At 45.4% G+C, this 21000-nt stretch carries 20 protein-coding genes; 9 read left to right on the forward strand and 11 right to left on the reverse strand.

Annotation, left to right across the window (positions count from 1 at the left end; all coding sequences use genetic code 11):
* Positions 1-41: 41 nt before the first annotated feature.
* From F0316_RS17285 to F0316_RS17305, 4 genes are all read right to left on the reverse strand, one after another.
* Complete coding sequence (locus F0316_RS17285) at positions 42-1142, reverse strand: GGDEF domain-containing protein (protein WP_001097201.1); 1101 nt, start codon at positions 1140-1142, stop codon at positions 42-44.
* Positions 1139-1606, reverse strand: a complete 468-nt coding sequence (locus tag F0316_RS17290) for a molybdopterin-dependent oxidoreductase (RefSeq protein WP_001885151.1) — start codon at positions 1604-1606, stop codon at positions 1139-1141. The genes F0316_RS17285 and F0316_RS17290 overlap by 4 nt, the downstream gene beginning before the upstream one ends.
* Before the next feature lie 290 nt (positions 1607-1896).
* The gene (locus F0316_RS17300; protein ID WP_001153651.1) at positions 1897-3273 is read right to left on the reverse strand and encodes a YjiH family protein; all 1377 of its coding nucleotides are present in this window, start codon (positions 3271-3273) and stop codon (positions 1897-1899) included.
* A 435-nt stretch (positions 3274-3708) separates the two neighbouring features.
* Positions 3709-5370, reverse strand: a complete 1662-nt coding sequence (locus tag F0316_RS17305) for a SulP family inorganic anion transporter (protein ID WP_094391949.1) — start codon at positions 5368-5370, stop codon at positions 3709-3711.
* Positions 5371-5707: 337 nt separating this feature from the next.
* On the opposite strand from F0316_RS17305, the gene F0316_RS17310 reads away from it, so the two are divergent.
* Both F0316_RS17310 and shyA read left to right on the forward strand, forming a co-directional pair.
* Entirely contained in the window at positions 5708-6007 is a 300-nt protein-coding gene (locus tag F0316_RS17310; RefSeq protein ID WP_000608713.1) for an isoamylase early set domain-containing protein, read from the forward strand.
* A gap of 233 nt (positions 6008-6240) precedes the next feature.
* Entirely contained in the window at positions 6241-7491 is a 1251-nt protein-coding gene (gene shyA / locus F0316_RS17320; protein ID WP_001227341.1) for a peptidoglycan DD-metalloendopeptidase ShyA, read from the forward strand.
* Positions 7492-7611: 120 nt separating this feature from the next.
* Here shyA and F0316_RS17325 read toward each other — a convergent pair whose 3' ends face one another.
* The gene (locus tag F0316_RS17325) at positions 7612-9435 is read right to left on the reverse strand and encodes a sensor domain-containing phosphodiesterase (RefSeq protein ID WP_000169386.1); all 1824 of its coding nucleotides are present in this window, start codon (positions 9433-9435) and stop codon (positions 7612-7614) included.
* Between the two features lie 223 nt (positions 9436-9658).
* Entirely contained in the window at positions 9659-10546 is an 888-nt protein-coding gene (locus tag F0316_RS17330) for a LysR family transcriptional regulator (protein ID WP_000383982.1), read from the reverse strand.
* Between the two features lie 89 nt (positions 10547-10635).
* Between F0316_RS17330 and F0316_RS17335 the strand changes: the two genes are divergently transcribed.
* Positions 10636-11847 (forward strand): multidrug effflux MFS transporter, encoded by a 1212-nt coding sequence (locus F0316_RS17335; protein ID WP_057568084.1) that lies wholly within the window; start codon positions 10636-10638, stop codon positions 11845-11847.
* A gap of 41 nt (positions 11848-11888) precedes the next feature.
* On the opposite strand, the gene soxR is transcribed toward F0316_RS17335, so the two are convergent.
* On the reverse strand, positions 11889-12335 hold the full coding sequence (soxR, locus tag F0316_RS17340; RefSeq protein ID WP_149560760.1) for a redox-sensitive transcriptional activator SoxR: 447 nt from the start codon (positions 12333-12335) through the stop codon (positions 11889-11891).
* A 178-nt stretch (positions 12336-12513) separates the two neighbouring features.
* Here soxR and F0316_RS17345 point away from each other — a divergent pair, with 178 nt between their 5' ends.
* The 3 genes from F0316_RS17345 to F0316_RS20325 all read left to right on the forward strand — a co-directional run bounded on the left by F0316_RS17345 (position 12514) and on the right by F0316_RS20325 (position 14435).
* The gene (locus F0316_RS17345; RefSeq protein ID WP_000414464.1) at positions 12514-13716 is read left to right on the forward strand and encodes an MFS transporter; all 1203 of its coding nucleotides are present in this window, start codon (positions 12514-12516) and stop codon (positions 13714-13716) included.
* Between the two features lie 130 nt (positions 13717-13846).
* Positions 13847-14197, forward strand: coding sequence for a hypothetical protein (locus F0316_RS17350; protein ID WP_001187740.1), 351 nt, complete (start codon positions 13847-13849; stop codon positions 14195-14197).
* 103 nt (positions 14198-14300) lie between these two features.
* The gene (locus F0316_RS20325; RefSeq protein ID WP_001058399.1) at positions 14301-14435 is read left to right on the forward strand and encodes a hypothetical protein; all 135 of its coding nucleotides are present in this window, start codon (positions 14301-14303) and stop codon (positions 14433-14435) included.
* Between the two features lie 128 nt (positions 14436-14563).
* Here F0316_RS20325 and F0316_RS17360 read toward each other — a convergent pair whose 3' ends face one another.
* Both F0316_RS17360 and F0316_RS17365 read right to left on the reverse strand, forming a co-directional pair.
* The gene (locus F0316_RS17360) at positions 14564-15865 is read right to left on the reverse strand and encodes a dicarboxylate/amino acid:cation symporter (protein WP_001093087.1); all 1302 of its coding nucleotides are present in this window, start codon (positions 15863-15865) and stop codon (positions 14564-14566) included.
* 264 nt (positions 15866-16129) lie between these two features.
* On the reverse strand, positions 16130-17023 hold the full coding sequence (locus F0316_RS17365; protein WP_000060643.1) for a DMT family transporter: 894 nt from the start codon (positions 17021-17023) through the stop codon (positions 16130-16132).
* A 297-nt stretch (positions 17024-17320) separates the two neighbouring features.
* Between F0316_RS17365 and F0316_RS17370 the strand changes: the two genes are divergently transcribed.
* Entirely contained in the window at positions 17321-18412 is a 1092-nt protein-coding gene (locus F0316_RS17370) for a YdcF family protein (protein WP_149560761.1), read from the forward strand.
* A gap of 131 nt (positions 18413-18543) precedes the next feature.
* Positions 18544-18840 carry a DUF134 domain-containing protein gene (locus F0316_RS17375; RefSeq protein ID WP_001891137.1) on the forward strand — a complete coding sequence of 99 codons (297 nt, stop codon included), beginning with the start codon at positions 18544-18546 and terminating at the stop codon, positions 18838-18840.
* Positions 18841-19010: 170 nt separating this feature from the next.
* Here F0316_RS17375 and F0316_RS17380 read toward each other — a convergent pair whose 3' ends face one another.
* Both F0316_RS17380 and F0316_RS17385 read right to left on the reverse strand, forming a co-directional pair.
* A complete protein-coding gene (locus F0316_RS17380) occupies positions 19011-19640 on the reverse strand; it encodes an esterase/lipase family protein (RefSeq protein ID WP_000706538.1) in 630 nt (209 codons plus the stop codon).
* Positions 19641-19804: 164 nt separating this feature from the next.
* Complete coding sequence (locus F0316_RS17385) at positions 19805-20119, reverse strand: hypothetical protein (RefSeq protein ID WP_149560762.1); 315 nt, start codon at positions 20117-20119, stop codon at positions 19805-19807.
* Positions 20120-20487: 368 nt separating this feature from the next.
* On the opposite strand from F0316_RS17385, the gene F0316_RS17390 reads away from it, so the two are divergent.
* Positions 20488-20844, forward strand: a complete 357-nt coding sequence (locus tag F0316_RS17390) for a winged helix-turn-helix transcriptional regulator (protein ID WP_000382999.1) — start codon at positions 20488-20490, stop codon at positions 20842-20844.
* The last annotated feature ends 156 nt before the right edge of the window (positions 20845-21000 follow it).

Below are 21000 nucleotides of genomic sequence, written 5' to 3' on the forward strand. Positions count from 1 at the left end.
ACTGGCAAATTATAACTATAAGCGATGGTAAACTTTGCCCCTCACGATGAGGGGCTTTTTTGTAGGAATTTCATTTCATACATGTTTTTATCTGCCAGATGGATCAACTGGCTCAAATTGGTGCTGTCGAGTGGATAAGTACTGACCCCGACGCTGGTGTTGAGCTTGGCTCGTAAATCGCCACTTAATTCAAATTCATGGTCGAAACACTGTTTGATCATGCGCTGCATCATCATCTGCTCGGTCGAATTGATGCTGCTTAGGATGATGGCAAATTCATCTCCCCCCATCCGAAACACACGATAATCGAATGAAGGAATCGAGTTGTTTAAGCGATAAGCAACCTGTTTGAGTACCGCATCGCCCATTTGATGGCCGTAGGTATCATTAATTTGTTTAAAACCATTCAGATCGAGCAAAAAGAGAGAGAATCCACCGCTGCGGCGGTGGCGTTCTAATTCGGCGAACATGGCTGTACGGTTTTCCAGCCCTGTTAATGGGTCCGTTAAGGCCAAGACTCTATGGTGCGTGGCCTCTTTATGCAAAATAAAACTCACCAGTCCCACACAGCTAAACGTCAACAAAATTAACGCAAACTGGATGCGACTGAGGTAATTCAGTTTCTCTTTTTGCTCTACATACAAAGGACTTTGCATTCCAAATGTGCGGTTTATGAACTGAATAAAAATCTCCAGCTCTTGTTGGGCGGCAACAATAAAAGTTTGTAAGCTTTCTGGATTTTTGGCCGCAAGCAGTAGCGGTTCAAGTTGTTTAAAGCGCGCAAACGCGGCTTGGAAGAATTCGCGAGTGCTGGGCATGCCTATAATGCCGTCGGCTTCTGGGCTATTGAGGATCAGATCAAAACGGCTCCAAGTCAGCTCATATTTCACCATCACATCGCGCTGGTTGCTCTCCGACTCCAATAGGTAGGGGGAGAGTGCCAGCATCTCAGTAAACTCTTTATTGAGCTGGAATAAGAACCAGATCGCTTGGTTAGTATGCGAAGAGTAAGACTTAGATAAATCGCGAGTACTGTTGATCAAATACAAATTGGCCAAAATCAGAATCGCCGACATGAAGATCAGCAGTGTTTTGGCATGTAAGATCAGCGGGTGGAGCGTTTTCTGAGTTTGTGTATTCATGGCTTCTTATGAATCAAAATTTGACTTATCTGCCAAACCATATGGGTGTAATAAACGGAGTTCTTCAGTTTTGGATTTTGATCTAAGTTGTACACCAACCAAAAAGGGCCTTTGTGACGAATTTTCATCTCATTACCGTCCATGTAGTACGCCACAATCGGTTCATAATATTGAATATCCGCTATCGAAATATTAGCAGCGTAGTCATTCAATGCCATAAAAGTCACCGATTTGACGTGATCTTGCTGTAGATACTCAAGCAAATCGCTCACTTTAAAACCCGTGAAGCGATGTGAACCATGAATCCATGGCAGTTCAGTGGTAAAAGAAACTGCAGGCAGTTCAGTGGCTAGCTCTTGCAATGAAAATACCTTAGGCGGCGCGTCTGCGATTTGTATCGTGATGTTCGATGCCAAAGCGAAAGAGCTGCACCACAAGGTCAAGATCAGCAATATCCATCTCATTATTGGTTATTCCGCACTGTTATCCCCTTCCTCGTTGAAGCTGCAGCGGTGTTGGCTGCGTCTGTTTCCAAGTCGTGTGGATATCGATTGTGTTCTACTTCTCAACCTAAAGTTGCAGGGCTATTGATTACAACTTGACGGCTAATCATCATTATTTGGTTGAATTATAGGCGGAGTCAGATGATATGAAAATCACTGATATTAATAAGATTGATGATAAAAAGACTCAAAAATGAGATTTGGTATAAGAAAAGCGCCATGTTGATGGCGCTTCTTAATAGGGAGACAGATTAGAACAGCAGATGTGCGACTGCGGCAATCACCGGCAGAGTGATCAGGGTGCGCAAAATGAAAATGACAAACAGCTCGACAATATTGACTGGGATGCGGCTACCGAGCAGTAGTGCACCGACTTCAGACATATAGATAAGCTGAGTCACAGACATCGCTGCAATGACAAAGCGTGTCATTTCGTTATCGATAGAGGCCGCTAAAATGGCCGGAATAAACATATCCGCAAAGCCAACCACAATGGTTTTTGAAGCCGCGGCAGCCTCTGGTACGCCCAGCAGCTCTAAAAACGGAATGAAAGGTTGGCCAAGCAGGGAGAATACCGAAGTATATTCAGCAATCACCAAGGCAATAGTGCCAAGCCCCATCACGACAGGCAGTACACCAAACACCATATCGACGGCGTTACGTATGCCTTCGCCGATCACCGATTGGACGGATTTAACTTTTGCCGCTTTGGTTAAAGCCAGCTCCATGCCCCAAGAAAACGCGCTGTGACCTTCTGGGATCGCATCGGCATCAGGATGAGGTTTGCTGCCATCGATATAAGTATCTTTTTTCCATGACAAAGGAGGAAGGCGAGGGATAACTACCGCTGCCACCAATCCCGCTAAACAGACTGCACCATAGAAAGGTAGGAATAGGTGTTCAAGCTCGACTTGGGCGATCACCACTAAGCTAAAAGTGATCGATACCGCAGAGAAGGTTGTGCCCACTACCGCTGCTTCACGTTGGGTGTAGAATTTTTCTTCGTATTGTTTACTGGTGAGCAGGATGCCTACGCTACCATCGCCCAGCCATGAAGCCATACAGTCGATTGCGCTGCGACCCGGTAGATTGAATAAAGGGCGCATCACTTTGCTCAGTAAGCTGCCAAACAGCTCTAACAAGCCAAAGTTAAGCAGCAAAGGTAACAGTAAGCCTGCGAAAATAAACACGGAAAATAGCGTTGGGAGCAGGCCTTGCAAAACCAGTCCACCCGTATTTTCTTCCCAAATCGCTTTTGGACCGATTTGGAAAAATGTCATGATCACGGCAGCTCCGCCAATCACACGCACGGTTAACCAAAGCCAAGAAGGATTAAACAAACTGTTTAAGAAAGGACGAGACATGACCCAACTTGGTTTAAAGACTTTACAGATAACAGAGGCAACCGACATAAAGGCGATGATTGCCGTAACGACAGTCACCAGAGAATCCCCAAACAGCGCTTGAACGGACTTGGCCAACACCGCCACTGGAATGGTTAACGATCCATCGTAACTGATGGGAGCCATAAAGAGGAAAAGCCCGATCAGAGAAGGGATCAGGAACATCCACAGATTACCTGTGCCAGCCTTCGCTGGTGGCTCTAAGGTTTGCGCGTTATCTTGCATTATTTATCTCTATTCATGCTGCGTCATTCAGACACACTGTTCAGTCGAAATTCGCCACACCTTGGCATAAAAATTCACTGCATTTCCGTATTTAATCAGCGGGCGCAAGAATATCTATTTTTGACACCCTACGCAATACTATTCATTTATTTTGGGTATGCATTCAAATTAATTTCCTGATGTTTCAATCTTTGATGGTTTTTTGTATATTTATTGTTAAAAGTGTCATTGTTGATGAATAAGATCGCAAAGCGATTGCTTGGTCATTGTGTGGTGTAAAGCATATTGTTAGCCACGAGTGTGGCAGTCAGCACTGCTGTAGCTTCGATTGAGAAGGGGATAAAATTAAAAAAGCCTCCTTGCTCTCGGAGGCTTAGGTTGAAGTATGGTCTTTCGCTACGACTCGATGCGGTAATATCAAGCCGTTTACGTCAATCACTCGGTGGGTTGGGCTTCAATTTCCGTTAATGCTGCGCTGAGAGCGCTTTCAAAAACGGGATAGACATTCTGCTCGCCAACCAGTTTGACTATGCCTGCTTTGACCAATTTTTGTGAGACTCGACTATTAGCACCTGAAATCAAAACCTTAATCCCACGTTTGTGGAAGCTTTGAATCATCTCTTCCAGCGTTTGAATGCCCGTTATATCCATAAAAGGCACCCATTTTAAACGCAAGATTAAGATCTGAGGGGTTTCTTGAATACTGCCCATCACACGTTCAAACGTTTCTGCTGCAGCAAAGAAGAAGGGGCCTTCTAGCGCGTACACCGCCAGTTCACGAGGCAGTGTACTTCTGCCGTGTTGTGCCAGTTCATAGCTCATCTCTTGCGAGCCGTTGGCCTTCACTTCAACGCTCGATGCCATGCGCTTTACAAAGTGCAACATAGCAATGATCACACCGATATTGACTGCCACGACCAGATCGGCAAACACGGTCAAACCGAAGGTGAGCAGTAGAATCGCCACATCAGCACGCGGTGCGCGTTTGGCCAGTTGTACAAAGTGCGGCGCTTCACTCATATTCCAAGCCACCACAAATAGAATCGCGCTCAACGTCGCGAGAGGAATATTCACCGCCAAAGGTGCGAGTACGAGCAGAATAATGACCAGCGTCAGCGCGTGCATGACTCCAGCGATTGGGCTATTGCCGCCATTACGAATGTTGGTCGCGGTTCGCGCGATCGCACCCGTTGCAGCAATACCACCAAATAGAGGGGCCACAATATTCGCAATCCCTTGTCCAACCAACTCTTGGTTCGAGTTGTGTTTGGTGCCAGCCATGCCATCAGCAACTACGGCGGAGAGTAAGGATTCAATTGCACCTAACATCGCAATTGCAAAGGCAGGACCAATCAGTTGAATCATTTGGCTTAGGCTAAGATCCGGTAGCGCAAACTCAGGTAAGCCTTGTGGAATACCGCCAAACGCTGACCCAATGGTTCTGACGCCTTCAAACCCCACCACATATTGCAGCGACGTGACCACCACCAGGGCTAAAAGCGGCCCCGGAATTTTTGAGAGTTTGGGAATTTTTGGCCCAAAAATCACTAAAGCCAGAGACAGTAAAGCCAGCAGTGTTGTTGTGAGATGGAATTGTGGGAAAGCATGAAAAATCGCCACCAGTTTTTGATGAAAGTGCTCACCTTTAATTTCAGGAAGGCCAAAGAAGTCACGCCATTGCCCCACCCAAATGATCACCCCAATGCCTGAAGTAAAACCGACGATAACCGGGTCAGGAATATAGCGAATGATGCTACCTAATCGTGCGAGCCCCAATACCACGAGAATAAAGCCCGCCATGATGGTGGCAATTTGTAATCCAGCCACGCCGTGTTCGGCTACGATGCCTGCAAGAATAACAATAAACGCGCCGGTTGGGCCGGCGATTTGTACGCGTGAACCACCAAACAGGGAAACAATAATCCCTGCGATGATAGCGGTATAAATTCCTTGTTCTGGTTTTACTCCCGATGCAATGGCAAACGCCATGGCTAACGGCAGTGCCACCACCCCAACTATCAACCCCGCTGTAATATTGTTGACCCATTGTTTGGGTTGCAACTGACCGGCTTTATAGGATTCATAGATGGCAAACATAGTTGATCACCTTAACAAAAATAGGGAAATGAAAACGCCGAGGATTCTACGCTCATTTTATAGGCTGTAAAGGGCGGCTTCAGTTGACTGACCTATCGCTAGGCGGGCAGAGTCAAAAAATTAATCTTTTAATTTCATTGAATTAACCTCATGTAACGTCATATTTTCCCAACATTAACGGAAAAGACTGCGATTAATTAGAATTTCATGCGGAAAAACAGAGCACCGATGATTTTCAAGATATGCACTTAATTGAGAGATTGTAGGTTGAGTATAGATAACAAATTACCTATGATTCCTTCGGTTGGTTGTTTTTTGTTCGAAGATGGAGTTTGACATGATTAACAAGAAGTTCCTTAAAACAAAAGATGAAGTGGAAGTCACTTTTGAATGCGATGCCCCGCAAGCGGCCTCTGAAGTAGCGATTGTGGCCGATTTTTTAGGTTGGCAGCCTGAGCCAATGAAAAAAGTGGCCAAATCAAGCACGTTCAAATTTAAAACTCGTTTGCCGAAAGATCGTGAATTTCAGTTCCGTTATTTGCTCGATAAACAAGAGTGGGTCAATGATCCCCATGCCGATCAGTATATTGCTAACGGTTTTGGCGAAGAAAACTGTTTGTTAACCACCTATCAGTGATTTGGGTAGCATTTTTTGACGAAAGCTCAAAAAATCACAAACAACTAAGTTGCTGCCAGCACACAAAATCCTCTATTTTTGAAAGGCACAAATGTGCCTTTTTTGCTTTAAATTGACGAAAGCGTAGGTGACAAACCGCGCTGAAACCCTTACTCTTGGCCGAGTTTTGACTTTTTTCCACAGGTAAACTGGTGATATCTAAATCTATTATTTTGCGATTTTCTGAGCTTTCAATGCGAAAGAAAGCGACACTAGTAGGTTTGCCGCTTTTGGCTGTGGCCGCGATATCTTCTTCGCTAAACAGTCCCACGCGGCAACAACGTATTGAGTTGTCTCTTCCAGAATCTCCGCTCGTACAGTTCTCTTCAGCAGAACATACTGTAGAAGTGGTCAAAGTGGGCCATCCGGATTATGAATATGAAATCAAGCCGGGTGATAACCTAAGTACTATCTTTAATCAGCTTGGTTTTGCTTATACCGAGCTAATGAAAGTCATGGAAACTGACTTAAACTACCTCGCTCTTGATACGTTACGGCCGGGGAACGTGCTGCGTTTTTGGAAAGGCAGCGATAACACCTTGGCCAAAATGGAGCTGGAATTTAGCCTCGTTGACCGCGCCGTTTATACGCGTTTGAACGATGGTAGCTACGAATTTGAAGAGCGCAAAATTCCTGGTACGTGGAAGGTTGAGCCGCTGATTGGTGAAGTGGACGGTAGCTTTTCTCTCTCGGCTAATCGTGCTGGCCTTGGTGCCGCCGATGTGGATCAAATTGTCACTCTGCTGAAAGACAAAATTAATTTTGGCCGTGATTTGCGTCGTGGCGATCGCTTTGAAGTCGTACTATCGCGTCAGCTCGTCGGAGAAAAGCTCACCGGTAATTCTGAAATTCAGGCGATTAAAATCTTCAACCGTGGCAAAGAGATTACCGCGTATCTGCACCAAGACGGTCAGTATTACGATAAGAATGGTGATAGCTTGCAACGCGCTTTCCAACGCTATCCGGTGGACAGCAAGTGGCGTATTTCATCAAACTTTGACCCGAGACGTCTGCATCCAGTGACCAAGCGCGTAGCGCCGCATAACGGTACAGACTTTGCGATGCCAATTGGTACTCCTGTGTATACCTCAGGTGATGGTGTTGTGGTCATGACACGTAATCACCCTTATGCGGGCAACTATGTGGTGATTCAGCACGGTAACACTTACATGACGCGCTATCTGCACTTGAGCAAGATTTTGGTCAAGAAAGGGCAGAAAGTATCGCGTGGTCAGCGCATAGGATTATCGGGTAATACCGGCCGTGTGACCGGTCCTCATCTGCACTATGAGTTAATCGTGCGTGGTCGTCCTGTCAACGCCATGAAAGCCAATATCCCGATGGCAAGTTCAGTGCCGAAGAAGGAGATGGCGCAGTTTATTGCCAAGCGCAAAGAGCTTGACCAGATGTTAGCTCGCCAAGAAAGCATGCTAGCAGCGCAATAAATCGAGTATGAGTACAAAGCCCCGTCACGGGGCTTTGTTGTTTTTAGTGGTACCGATTTCTTGAGTATTGCCTTATTTTTGATTGAGGCAAGCGTTGTTGAGGATACGGGCTTTTACCGTTTAGGCTACATTCGTTTCTTTTCTCCAGCGTTCAATCATCACACTCGGTAAATCAGGTCGACTGAAGTAATACCCTTGAATTTGCTCACAGCCCATTTGATAGAGTTTATCCAGTGCTTGTTGGTTCTCTACCCCCTCAGCGACGAGATCGAGTTTAAGCTGGTTAGCAAGCTGAATAATCAACCACACGATACTCTCAGAGGTTTGGTTGGTAAGTAGGTTACGCACAAATGCAGCATCAATCTTGATGCAATCAATCGGATAACTGTGAATGTAGTTAAGGCTCGAATAACCTGTCCCAAAATCATCCAAGGCAATTTTAAAACCCAATTCACGCAATATGGTGAGAATACTGCATACTTCTGCGGCCTTAGAGAGTAAAACCGTTTCTGTCAGCTCAATAGTGAACTCGTCGGCTTGAAAACCATAGGCTTTAATGGTTTTTAATAGATGCTCAAGGTAACGATTGGAATGCGTCAGCTCATCGGCGGAGCAGTTGATGCTTAAGCGAATTTTTTGGTCAATACCTTGTTCTAATTCTTGTTTCGCGATGCAGGCCAATTCGAGAATACGTTCGCCAAATTCGACAATCAGGCCAGATTGCTCTGCTGCTTCAATGAATTCCAATGGCGTTACCACACCGAGCGTACTGCTATTCCAACGCGTTAAGATCTCAAAATAGTCCCAATTTCTTTGATGTTTTTTCACGATCGGTTGCACGACCACATACAGCTCAGTTTGATGGATAGGCTTACTCAATTCACTACGCAGAGCTTCGATGATTTGTGTACGTCGATAGTATTGATTGCTGAGTAAGTTGTCGTAGAAACGAATGCGTGTGTTATGGTTCCGTTTACACTCTTTTAAAGCGAGACTTGCATTGAACAGTAATTGATCGGCATTGAGCTTTTCACCACTGTATTTGGTAATACCAATACTGACACTGATTTTGAGTCGACGATCTTGATCGATATAATCTTGCGCCAGTTTGTTGAGTATGGTTTGGCAGATTTTCATCGGCTCACGATCTGTGGTCAAAAAGGCAAATTCATCAGCGGCGATGCGAAAGGCGTATCCTTCTTCGGGTACTGCTTGTTTTATCGCATCCGCGACAAATTTCAGCACAAGATCTCCCAAATAGTGCCCATGCAGATCGTTTATCGAACGAAATTCATCAATATCAAGAAAGGCCAGGGTGAAATGATGTCTATCTTCTTGAACGAGAGCCGTCAGTTTCTCGGCTAAATCATTACGATTCATTAAACCTGTTAAGTTGTCGTGAGATATTTCATGACGTAATTGATTGATTAGGCTCTGAGAGCGTACCTCCATCTGTTTACATTCCAGATCATGAGCGATCATCTGAGCCAAAATCTGGTGAACTAACACGAGATTAGCAAAGTCGTCTAACTGACGCGTAAAAGTCGAGATCAAAACGCCGTAGTTTTCGCCATTTGAAAAATAAATCGGGATACCCAGATACGCCTCAATATGGTTCTCAACTAAATAAGCATCGTTAGGAAAAAGTTCCGCGACTTTGCTTGCAAATAGGCAATAAGGTTGTCTTTGTAATCCGACTTGCTCACAAGGTGTGCCTTGTAGTTCGTAATACAGCTCTAAACTGCTGGGTTCGACACTGGCACAACTTAAGTTATGAGCTTTGTAGCGCATTTTATCTAGCTCAATGACCATGGAGCTGTGGCTATTGAAGGTGCGGTGGAGAAACTGAGTGATTTGTGAGAGCAACTCCAACCCCCCCAGCTGACTGAAGTGATGTATGGAATCTAGGCTCAGTTTTTCTGTTATCAGTTGAGTCTTGGTCATATTCTGATCTCTCTAGCCGTTACTGACAAAATGGACCTCGTCAACGCGAGATAACCTTATATGCATACTGTTACTATTGATGAGGTCGAGGAGATTTTCCAGCCGTTTGATAGAGAGAATGGCAGCTTGTTCATGCTTATATTTTTAATTCAAGCGTTTAGTTGAGAGAAAAAAATTCGATTATGTGCATAGAACTTTATTATTTAATTGATAAATAAGTTATCTATATGGCTTTAGCAACAGTCAGCTTTTGCTTCAAATGATCAAGGAATAACTGAGTACGGGTATGTTGGTACTCCAATTTGGGGTAATACGCGTATACGGTCGCTTGATCTATAGTGACATCAGGCAATAGGCGAACCAAATTGCCCTGTTTTAGCTCTTCTTTGATCATAATATGCCCAGTGACAATAATCCCCATGCCGGCTTTCCCTGCATAAAACAAGGCTTCAGGGTTGGTGGTGGCGAAATTGCCCGTTAACGTTAGGCGTTTGCCTTGCGCTGTTTTTACTTCGCGAAATGTTTGCTCCCCCCAGCACAGCACATTGTGCTCAGTTAACTCCTGTAGCGTTTGTGGAACGCCATGTTTAGCCAAATAGCTCGGAGAGGCATAAAACGCCGCTTGATACTCAAATAGGGGAGTGGCCTTGAAGCTAAGCGAATTGAGCTGCTCAATTTCACGGCTGATGAACAGATCGAGATGCAGTTCAGGTAATTGTCCCGGTGTGGTGGTGATGAGCTGAACGCGGATATCGGGATAGCGTTGTAAAAACTCATCGAGGTACTGCATCAAAAATTTAGAGCCGACCGCTAAGGTTGCACCGATACGCAGCAAGCCTGCGGGCGTTTGGTTGACGGAGCGTGTTTCATCGACCACGGATTGCCAGCTTTCTAACTGTGCTTTGGCTCGTTGATAAAAAAGCGCTCCGGCCTCGGTCTGCGTAACTGAACGTGTCGTGCGTTTCAGCAGTTGAACTCCAATACGCTCCTCAAGCCAGTGAATACGCTTACTGACCGCCGAACTGGTGGTGTTGAGTTTGCGTGCTGCGCCATTGAAACTGCCTTCTTCAACGACTTTGATGTAGGTTTTTGCGCTCTGTAGCCAGTCCATCTCGTGCCCTTATTTATTCTTGGTTGGAACTAATTTATTTCCAATTTGCGAGATTATCAAATGAGAGTTGCCAATATAGACTCTCTGCCATGAACGCACAAACCTCTACTCGTTTTCGCCGCACCCCCATGCTACTTGCGATGATGATCATCGCTACTGGCCAAGTGGGTGTGAGCATTTATTTGCCCTCACTGCCTCTGATTAGCCGTGATTTACAGGTCGATCAAGCGAGTGCGCAGATGCTCGTCACGCTCTTTTTACTGGGTTTTGGTGGCTCACAGCTATTTTATGGCGCACTGTCCGATGCCGTAGGCCGACGCCCGACGTTTTTGCTTGGACAAGGTATCTATTTGCTAGGTACTGTGCTCTGCGTGATGATGTCGGATCATTTTCAAGCTCTTGAATTTGGACGCTTATTGCAAGGATTAGGGGCGGGCAGTGCTTCGGTTCTTGGGCGTAGTGTATTACGCGACAGCTATGACGGTTTTCATCTCACCAAAGCGCTCTCTTATTTGTCGATTACTGCGTCGATCATGCCGATTATTGCGCCAGTGCTCGGGGGCTGGATGGCCTATCACTTGAGTTGGCAATCTGTGTTTATTTTTGTGCTGATCTATATCGGGGCAATTTTTACGCTCGGGCTGATGATCCTGCCAGAAACGTTGCCTTACCCAAAACGGCGAGTTCAATGGCGTGGCATTGTGATTAACTACGCTAAACTGCTTGCTAATCAACAAGTCACTAGTAGTGCAAGTTACAACTGGTTAAGTTATTTAGCTAGCTTGGTCACCTTATCCATTTTGCCCTTTCTGCTCCAAAAACAGCTAGGTATGACCGCAGCCGATTACGGCTCGACCCTTATTATTCCCTCCTCTGGTTTATTACTGGGCAGCGTGCTTGTGAACATGCTGACTTCTCGTTTCTCGGTGCGTCAACTGCTAGGGTGTGCGATTAGCTTGATGGTATTTGCGGGCCTTTGGCTGCTGCTGACCGAATTCTCCGTGTTTAACCTGATTTGGGCTTTTACTTGGCTGAGCATCGCGCAGGGCATTTCTTTTCCATTGGCTACAACGCTTTTGTTATCACCTCATAAATCACAAGCGGGGGCGGTTTCAGCACTTTCTGGTTCGATTCAAATGGGGATCGCAGGTTTACTGGGAGGATATTTGGTGGAGCATTGGGTGACTAGCCAAAATGCAATGGGCGTGTTTTATATTCTGGTCGGCATCACGATGTTGAGTGTGTTGATCGCAACGAAAAAAGCGCACTCGCAGCCTAGCGCTGCGCAAGTGCCGATGTAAGTAAGCTGGGTTTACCGTCTAAGTACAATGTCAAATCTGGTTTAACGGCTCCACTCTTCTGGATGCGATAAGCGAGTTTTATCCGCGAAAGTCATAGCGCGAATATCTTTAGGATTGTAGATAGCACAAGACTCAAGAGATAAACATCCGCAGCCAATGCAGCCGCTTAAGTCCTCTTTCAATGCGTTTAATTGTTGGATCCGATGATCGAGAAAATGGTGCCAATGAGAAGCCATTTGCTGCCAATCTTGACGAGTGAGCGCTTCATGTTTTGGTAAATGTGCCAGAGCTTCGGCAATCTCTTCTAAGGTCAGTCCGACCATTTGTGCGGCCTTAATTACCGCGATCCTGCGCAGTACACTGCGATCGTAACGCCGTTGATTGCCTTGATTACGCCAACTATGGATCAATCCTTTCTGTTCATAAAAATGCAACGCTGAGACCTTCACCCCCGCTCTTTGCGCCACTTCGCCTACTGTCATCTCCATATGATTTGTCTCCCATCGACCGAACGAGCCTTCTATTTCCTGCCCACTTAGCGTTGCAACCGTGCGGGTTGCAACGCTAAGTGGTTTGGATACACCCGTTTTATTAAAAAAACGCTTTACCTAAAGTTAACTTGAGGTATTACCGTAGCACCCAGTTGGCCTCAATTGGAATATTAACATGGAAAAAAATAATACAACGCGTGCGGGATACTACCTTACAGGACTGTTTTTTGATGGTATTTCGTCAGGACTATTTATGATGGCATTACCTTGGATGATGCTCTCAACACCAAATCAGGGCGCTTTTGTGGCGATAGTGGCTTTAGTTTGTACGGTGCTCTCTTTTCTTCTTACCCCATTTTTCTCAACCTTAATTGATCGCAGCTCTCGAAAACAGCTTCTGGTGTTGGTGCAGGCTTTACAGGCCGGAACCGCTGTAGTGGTGGCGTTGTGTTATGGCGCGGGTTATGACTCAATGGGATTATTAGCAGCCGCTCAGCTCGTATTCTGGACATCGAGTAACTTGGCATGGTCAGCTAACAATGCGTTTACCCAAGAACACTTTCAACCCCACGAATACGCGTCCATTTCAGGTAAACAAGAAGTGATTATGCAAGCGACCACGCTGGGATCTGGCGCATTGGGGGTTGTACTGCTTGAAATGTGGGGCATGTTTGAGTTTGCATGCTTTGCGGCTTTAGCTTCTGGGATCGCAATGAGCAGTTATTTGTTGGCACCTTATCGTCGTCAATTACGACAAACTCACTCGGCCTCTTTTTTCGAACAAATCAAAGAGAGCCGAGAGGTGTTTACTCTACGCCCACAGTTTTACGCGTTTCTCATGCTCTCGACGTTAACCTACCCAATCTTAACGTTTCTGAGCAAGTTGGTGCCGATCTGGTTTGCCGAGATGAATATTTCAGGTGATTGGTTTGCGGGTTATAACATCGCTTTCGGTATGGGCTCTTTAGTCACTGGCCTGTTTGTGAGTCGGTTGCTTGGGATCAGTACGCATCCAAAGATCATCATCGGAGCCATGCTATTGGCAACGATGGCATTGATTGGTATGAGTTTGTCGGCATCGCCGCAGTCACTGATTCTCTGTACTTTTTTCTTTGGTACTTTTAACGCCTTAAATCGGATTGCCCGCACGAATTGGATGCACTATAGCGTCAACATTGATCAGCGTGGGCGTGCCGATGGTGGGTTACAAATGTTTTCGACTTTAGTGCAAAGTGTCAGTTATGTCGCCATTGCTTTCCTAAGCCATTTTGGGCTAACTCAGTTAGGTTTTATGTTGGCGGCGATGGTGATGGTTGCTGCCGTTTTTATGATGGTGCGACTTAATGGTCGTATGAAGCTAAGCGCGGTGCTTGCCTAAGCTAAGAGGGCAAGCCAAAGTAGTTAGGAAAAGGTTTCTCTCTCCATCGAGATTCACTGCCGCTCAGGTGGAGAAGTGTATATAATCGCCGCTCATTTTTATGGGGAAGAGCTTTCTACGGGGAAACATCATGCAACAGAGTCAATTTGAAGCCTTAATTAAACTTTTATGTGAGCAAGCGACGTTACCGCAAGCCCTAGAACTGCTAAAAAGCAGCGAAGACGAGGCGATTGCTGAAGCGGCGCAATCGCTTTCCGGTCAGTTTGCTTTGGCTGAAGTCGAAGGTGAGCAACGTATTTACCATGTGACCACGGAAGTGGATGAGCAGGGCGAAGAACAAGAATACGTCGAACACATCATGAACGAAGGTGACGACGTGGTGAAATTTGTCGCTTGGTTCTTTGATGGCTTCTTCGATATCAAGCAAAAAGACGTTTACCAAGCGGCAGGTAAAACGTACAAACAACCAAAACGCCATTAATTTGTAATAAAACTACAAAAAAACGTGACCATACTCTTGTTTTGTTGTTTTTCGCTGTTATATTGAGCGCAAAATGTCACTCAACAACAAAGAGGCATGTGTTATGAATAATGAACTCGGTTCTGTTTACCTAGGCCAAATGATCGCTAAACAAGCGATGCATCAAGCTCAGTTTGGTAAAAGCAAAACGAAAAAGCGCTCTTTATTACAGAGAATGCGTCAAAAGTTTAGCCAATAAGCTTATGTGATTAAGCTTTTGCGTTTGAATGTTCAGCCGAAAGCGGGAAAACGCTAGGCTAAGAATGATATCGCCCCACAAATGTGTGGGGCGATTTTTTTACGTCACATTCAGTGAAGTCGCTAAGTTTACTGAGCTTGAGATAAGTGAACCGTTTCTTCTTTTTCACCCGCTTTTGGATCGGCAAAACGTGCTTCATCAAAGGCGTTTTCAGATTTCGCCACAATACAAGAGACACAGGCATCACCAGTGATATTCACCGCAGTGCGGATCATATCCAGTAGGCGGTCGACACCCATAATCAGCGCAATCCCTTCCAGTGGCAGACCCACTTGGTTAAGTACCATAGCGAGCATAACTAAGCCAACGCCAGGCACACCCGCTGTGCCGACAGAAGCCAGTGTCGCGGTCAGGATCACCATCAGGTAATCGGTCATGGTAAGGTCGATGTTAAAGGCTTGCGCAATAAATGCGGTCGCGACACCTTGCATGATCGCAGTGCCATCCATGTTCACCGTTGCACCGAGTGGTACGGTGAAGGAAGCCACTTTGTTATCGACGCCCAAACGGTTTTTCACCGTTTCCATGGTGACAGGAATGGTGGCATTGGATGACGCGGTCGAAAATGCAAACATAATCGCATCTTCCATTTTGCGGAAAAACACCATTGGGTTTAGGTCTGCAAAGGTTTTCAGCATCAACCCATAGGTGACGAAGGCATGCAGTAACAAAGTCCCCGCCAGCACCACAAAGTATTCCGCTAAATTCAAAATTGCCCCCAGTCCGAGTCCGGTGAAGAGCTTGGCCATCAAGAAAAATACGCCGTAAGGAGCTAAGTGCATCAGCATCGCAACCAGCTTCATGATCACTTCATTGAGATCATTGAACACCTGAGCAATGCGCTCTCCGGGTTTGCCAGCAGCACTGATTGCCACACCAAACAGAACGGCAAAGATAATGATCTGCAAGGTATTGCCTTGCGCCATTGCACTGATTGGGTTGGTTGGGAACATATCCACAATCACTTTACCCAGAGACGGGGCTTCCGCCGAGGTAAAATTGCTGGCGGCGGTTAAATCTGCCCCTGCTCCCGGTTGAAATAAGCTGCCCATAGTGAGTGCAAGAGTGATGGCAATCGCGGTGGTGGCGAGATAAAAACCTAAGGTTTTACTGCCCATTCTGCCCAATGTGGAGAGATCTTTGAGTGAGCTCGTACCACATACCAGTGAAACAAACACCAGTGGCACGACTAACATTTTCAAGCTGGCGATAAAAATCTTGCCGCCAACATCAAACAGTCCATTAACGATATATGCGTCTACAAATCCATTTCCTGCAAACAGGGCGCGAATCGCAAATCCAGTCAAAATACCGGCTACCATACCAAGGATGACCTTAGCGGTGAGCGATAACGGTTTTTTGGTATTCATCCAGAACACTCCTTATAGTTTTTCGCTCTGACATCATTGCAAAGCGAGCCGGAGGTTAGCAGGCGTAATCAAAAACTCGAAAATAAAAAGCAAATCTCGCTGTTTGGTTGTGATCTTTATCACTTAAATGGCTGGTTTTTGTCGTATTTGGTAACAAAGTTTTAGCTTTAAATCTTGTCTTTATTATCAAATGCAACATATAAGTTTGCATATGCAACAAAAATCGCCATTCTCAACGGGTGAAAATGGCGGGGGTGAAGAGGGTTAATGCGGTTGCGGTTGGCGTGAAAGTCGGGCGTTACGTAGAGAAAAACCGGTAACCAACATGGTGCCTGCCAAGACTAGTAAAGTACCGAACAGGGTGTTGAGCCCTATCGGTTCATCGAGGATCCAGTAGCCCCACAAGATGCCAAAAACGGGGATGAGGAAGGTGACGGAGAGTGTGGATGCCGCACCAATGGCTTTCACCAAACGGAAATAGATTAAGTAAGCCAACCCAGTACAAATGACCCCAAGCAATATCACCGCTCCCCATTCTAAGCTGGAAGGCGTTTCACGTAGAGGAACAAACCACATCAGTGGAGCAACCCATAAACACGCGGCCCACATACTGCCATGGGCATTTTCAAACGCGGAGACCTGGGGTGCTTGTTTGGTGTAGTTGGTGGCTAAGCCGTAACTGGCTGCTGCGAGCGCGGCGCATACCATCGGTAGCGCAGCGTGATGTCCTATCGCCACCATATCCCATCCTACAATAACCGCCACACCGCTTACGCCTAACAGAAGCCCTGCCACCGCTTTACGGGAGAGAGGAGTACCATGCCAGAGAAAGCCAATCACTGCTCCCCAAATGGGCGCTGTGGAGTTGAGTATGGAGAGTGTTGAAACATTTAGAGTTAACGCCGCATAAGCAAACAGTAAAAAGGGAACGGCGGTATTGATTAAGCCCAAAATCAAAAAATGTGGCCAATGCTGACGTATTGGCAGTGATCGCCTGAGTAGCTGCGCCACCAAAAAGAGACTGAGCGCGGCAAATCCTACGCGAGCTTCTATCAGGTAAGCGGGACCAAAGCTGTGGGCAGCAATACGCATAAAAAGAAATGACCCACCCCAAATCGCAGCCAAACAGAGTAGTTGTAGCAAGTTCACCAACGACATACTTCTCCCTCCTTCAATCTAAAGAGCACTCACTCTCGGCTACAAAGCGAAAATATGCAATCAGCAAATCGATTAGATTGCCGGAAATAGCGTGTGTCGATTGATGCACAGTGCGACGTAACCCAACAACGGTTTCAAAAACGGCCGTTGAAGTGAGGAGCACTAGGAAATGAGATCCCTGCCAGTGTTAGGCTTGTTTATCAGTAGTGAATTTTTACTATGCGAAATAAGTCACGGTTTGTTTGGAGGTGAATTCATAAATTCATTTTTTGCTGCTCTACATAAGGAAATTCCATAATGAATAAAAAACTTCTGACGCTTGCCATCACAGGTGTTGTGGCTCTAACCCTACCTTACTCTCTGAACGCTAAAGAGAATGCAGTCAAGCCAAGCGTTGAATACAGTCAATTTGTTACGCAACGCCAAGTGGTGGATCAACTTCTTGAAGAGGCATTAACCGCGTTTAAATCGCCAGCACGAGTCTCTCATGCTGGGTTTACGGCCAAAATGCCGAGTAACATGGAAATGGTGACTCAGCGTTTGCTCGAAGCTTATCAACTGGAACCTTATCGCACCGACCTACTGATTTCTGCTGCGAATGCGCAGATTTACAACAAGAATGTTGATCAAGCGATTGAACTGTTTAACCAAGCACTCAGTGTGGCTCCTGATGACGTAGATCTACACACCTACCTAGCCGTGTGGCAAAAATTTAAAGGAAACGATGTGGCTTACCAGAAACACGTCAAAGCTGTGCAATCTTTAAATGCAGGACGAGCGGCAGATTTGCAACGTATTCTGGCTACGGTTGACCGAATCGTAGCAACGCCGTTGAAAGCAGAAGCGACCCAAAAGCTTGGTAAAGATGGTGCGATTGTGACGTTGGGCTACGCACTTAATCCTGATGGTTCAATGCACGACATTTTGGTTAAGCGTTTAGAAACGACTCTTGATATGGCAAAAGCTAACCCAGAAGCCATGATTGTTTTGACTGGAGGAGTACCGCAAAATCATAAAACGGAAGGGAAATTGATGGCGGATTGGTTAATAGAGCGCGGAGTGAGTGCTGTACGAATTATTGAAGAAAACTACGCGACAAGTACAGTCGATAACGCTTTGTACAGTAGCTACGCCTTAGCTCGTCATGGTATTAAGCATGCGACCATCATCAGCTCGGCAAGTCATGTTCGCCGGGGACAAACCTTGTTTGAAATTGCGAGTTGGCAAACAGGTCCGAAAGGGATTAGTTTCGATACCGTTTCTTATCCTGATAAACCATTGAATGAGCTTGAAAAGGCGTCGAGTGGTGAACTGCTAGGGATTTACCGTGATGCGCTGCGTACTTACGGTATGTGGAGCTACCGCTCTTATCCACTAGAATCTCGCTAGGTTTATTCAAGATATTGATTTGAGGCCGCGTGATTGCGGCCTTTGTGTTTGTGTGGTTAGTGCTTTGTCAGTTGAATTCCCTCTGCATTTGCTTTTCAATAGCCCGGTGAATAGCAAAAGGAATGTTTATTGTGGCTCGTCCTAAAATTCCGCGCCGAATTGAGTGTCACCCGCCAGCATCGTGTTTTAAACCCAACGGTGTTCCTATGAGTCAGCTCGCTCGTGTTGAGTTAGCCCCAGATGAACTGGAAGCATTGAGATTGGTTGATCAGCTTGGCTTGCAGCAGCAGCAGGCTGCATTGCAAATGCAGGTATCACGGCAAACCTTAGCCAATCTGGTCAAAGCGGCGCGTTTTAAAGTTGTCGACTGTCTGCTTCATCAAAAGGCGCTTTATATCCAATCCATGGACATTGACCCATCGGATTAAGCTATTAAACCAATTGGGATAAGCAGCCTGCTAAATACCAGAGTGAGTGATACATTGCCTGTCACAGAACCGCTGTGACCAACCACTTTCTCCTTCTATCCATGCGTTGAGAGTGGTTCTTTTGCCAAGCGCATTATTCACCTGGTTCCCCCGAATAGAGGCTTATCACCTCATTCGGGGATTTTTTTATGCTGAAATTGATTGTGGCGAATAAAGTAGTCAATTTGCTGGGCGGTTTGATGACTGTAAACCAATCCAGTATGACTTTGATGTAAGAGAAGATGATCAGTCATTCCTGAGATTTGAGTCTCGGCAACCGTGACCGTGCCATCACACATTCCTGAACCACCGAGTAAGATTGGGCGAAATCCGAAACGCAATGTTCCAGCGATGCAACCCAGCCGTTGTGGCAATTCCCAGCTATCTTGATGCAATTGCAAGCCATACAGATGTGCGTTACCTAACATGGCTCCTAGTCCTAACTGCTGGATCTTAGCGACAATTGATGCCCCTTTTAGGGGGGAGGCCAAAGCAACCACATGAGAAATCACATTAGGTGAAGGGTGACGAGAACGTAGATAATGTTTGATCATCAATCCACCCAAACTATGTCCTATCAACACGTTGATGCGATCTTGTGCCAGTGCGCAGTCTATGGCTTGAAATACTTTTTCATCATCGATGGCTAAAGTGTTGTAGCTGATCACTTCTGTCTGATATCCGAGTTTATTGAGACGTTGCGCGAGAGGTTGCATCACCAAACCATGCATATACAAACCGTGCAGTATTACAATCTTCATCAGTCGCAGAACCTTTGCCGAGGGTAAGGCCTATTATCTAACCATGCTTGAATAGGAATAAACAGTGGAGAGATCGGATTAACGATAGAACAAAACGAGAATGATGGAAGGACATCATTCTCGTTAGTGCATCAAATCCATGATGGTGAGTCCTTTAGGTGAACTTACCAATCGCGTGCTAAAAAGCTTTGCTCAGTCTGGCTATTGCCAGAGGAATCGGTCACGGTAAATTTCACCACTTGCGAGTGAGGCTCGTAGTTTTTGATGATCAAGGTGCCATTTTCTGAGGTTTGATAGGCTTCGCTGTCCGCACCTTCGACTTTTACAGGATAGTTAGCAACGGGTGCACCATCCTGTGTGAGTCTTAATAGCGCGGTATTTTGGCTAGTCGATACGCTCATTTTTAACTCAGAAGCATTGGCGTAAAGTGGCAGTAAAACCGCAGTAGCGAGTAACAAAACAGGGGTTAGTTTTTGCATGAATAAAGTCCTCATAATGATTGTTGATTTGTGAATTCACATTCGCCACTTAGCATAATTGGCTGTTGCAAAGGAAACGATGGGAGTGATTCGTTTTAGTTGTTCAAAAAAATAGAACAAAGTTAATGAATGAAACTGCTCGCCAATACTGTTTTTGTTGCAAATTTGTAACTTCTGGGCTTGCTTATTACAATAGATTTAATTAACTGTATTTTTATTGGGAAGTATTTTCTTGGTAGATGAAATGATAAATAAAAGCAGTAAAGCTACTAACTATTTGTAACTGAATTATCGATGAGCGAATAATTCTAATAAATCTATTCCAGTGATATGATGGCAAATCAAACACAGCAAAATAGAGAATATTCGTGGACGTAAATATCAAATCACCAAGAATACCCATTAATGATACTGTTGCCTTACAGCAGTTAGAGAGAATATCAACGAAGTGGGTCACGCATATACTTTGGCATTTAGACTCTTCTGAGTCCGCTCGTTTTGGTGAACTTCAATATTCATTGAATGGCATTTCAGCAAAAATGTTAAGCCACAGATTGAAGATGCTTGAAGAGATTGGCTGGGTATGGCGTGAGCAGCAGCCTACCATACCCGTGACGGTTTATTACGGCTTGACCCAATCGGGTAGAGTCGTGGCGAGCGGATTATATCGGTGGATAGATCATGTCGTAGAAAATGAACGAGAACCACTTTTAGAAAGTAATTAAGTAACGAATTCACTCACTTTAGCCTGCAATCTCATTTGCAGGCTTTTTATTTATCTAATCTAGGCTGTTTTAAATATGTCATGAAATGTTCAAATCTATGTCATGAATTAAATTACGATAAATATACGTATTGATAAAGTTTGATCACCATCCAGT

Source organism: Vibrio cholerae, from assembly GCF_008369605.1.
GTDB lineage: Bacteria > Pseudomonadota > Gammaproteobacteria > Enterobacterales > Vibrionaceae > Vibrio > Vibrio cholerae.

Bases quoted from the DNA above. Each gene is read 5' to 3' on its own strand.
- F0316_RS17325 (WP_000169386.1), bottom strand. From the start codon at position 9,435: ATGACCAAGACTCAACTGATAACAGAAAAACTGAGCCTAGATTCCATA.
- F0316_RS17285 (WP_001097201.1), bottom strand. From the start codon at position 1,142: ATGAATACACAAACTCAGAAAACGCTCCACCCGCTGATCTTACATGCC.
- F0316_RS17385 (WP_149560762.1), bottom strand. From the start codon at position 20,119: ATGCAAAAACTAACCCCTGTTTTGTTACTCGCTACTGCGGTTTTACTG.
- F0316_RS17330 (WP_000383982.1), bottom strand. From the start codon at position 10,546: ATGGACTGGCTACAGAGCGCAAAAACCTACATCAAAGTCGTTGAAGAA.
- F0316_RS17345 (WP_000414464.1), top strand. From the start codon at position 12,514: ATGGAAAAAAATAATACAACGCGTGCGGGATACTACCTTACAGGACTG.
- F0316_RS17300 (WP_001153651.1), bottom strand. From the start codon at position 3,273: ATGCAAGATAACGCGCAAACCTTAGAGCCACCAGCGAAGGCTGGCACA.
- shyA (WP_001227341.1), top strand. From the start codon at position 6,241: ATGCGAAAGAAAGCGACACTAGTAGGTTTGCCGCTTTTGGCTGTGGCC.
- soxR (WP_149560760.1), bottom strand. From the start codon at position 12,335: ATGGAGATGACAGTAGGCGAAGTGGCGCAAAGAGCGGGGGTGAAGGTC.
- F0316_RS17335 (WP_057568084.1), top strand. From the start codon at position 10,636: ATGAACGCACAAACCTCTACTCGTTTTCGCCGCACCCCCATGCTACTT.
- F0316_RS17305 (WP_094391949.1), bottom strand. From the start codon at position 5,370: ATGTTTGCCATCTATGAATCCTATAAAGCCGGTCAGTTGCAACCCAAA.
- F0316_RS17310 (WP_000608713.1), top strand. From the start codon at position 5,708: ATGATTAACAAGAAGTTCCTTAAAACAAAAGATGAAGTGGAAGTCACT.
- F0316_RS17290 (WP_001885151.1), bottom strand. From the start codon at position 1,606: ATGAGATGGATATTGCTGATCTTGACCTTGTGGTGCAGCTCTTTCGCT.
- F0316_RS17365 (WP_000060643.1), bottom strand. From the start codon at position 17,023: ATGTCGTTGGTGAACTTGCTACAACTACTCTGTTTGGCTGCGATTTGG.
- F0316_RS17380 (WP_000706538.1), bottom strand. From the start codon at position 19,640: ATGAAGATTGTAATACTGCACGGTTTGTATATGCATGGTTTGGTGATG.
- F0316_RS17350 (WP_001187740.1), top strand. From the start codon at position 13,847: ATGCAACAGAGTCAATTTGAAGCCTTAATTAAACTTTTATGTGAGCAA.
- F0316_RS17360 (WP_001093087.1), bottom strand. From the start codon at position 15,865: ATGAATACCAAAAAACCGTTATCGCTCACCGCTAAGGTCATCCTTGGT.
- F0316_RS20325 (WP_001058399.1), top strand. From the start codon at position 14,301: ATGAATAATGAACTCGGTTCTGTTTACCTAGGCCAAATGATCGCTAAA.
- F0316_RS17370 (WP_149560761.1), top strand. From the start codon at position 17,321: ATGAATAAAAAACTTCTGACGCTTGCCATCACAGGTGTTGTGGCTCTA.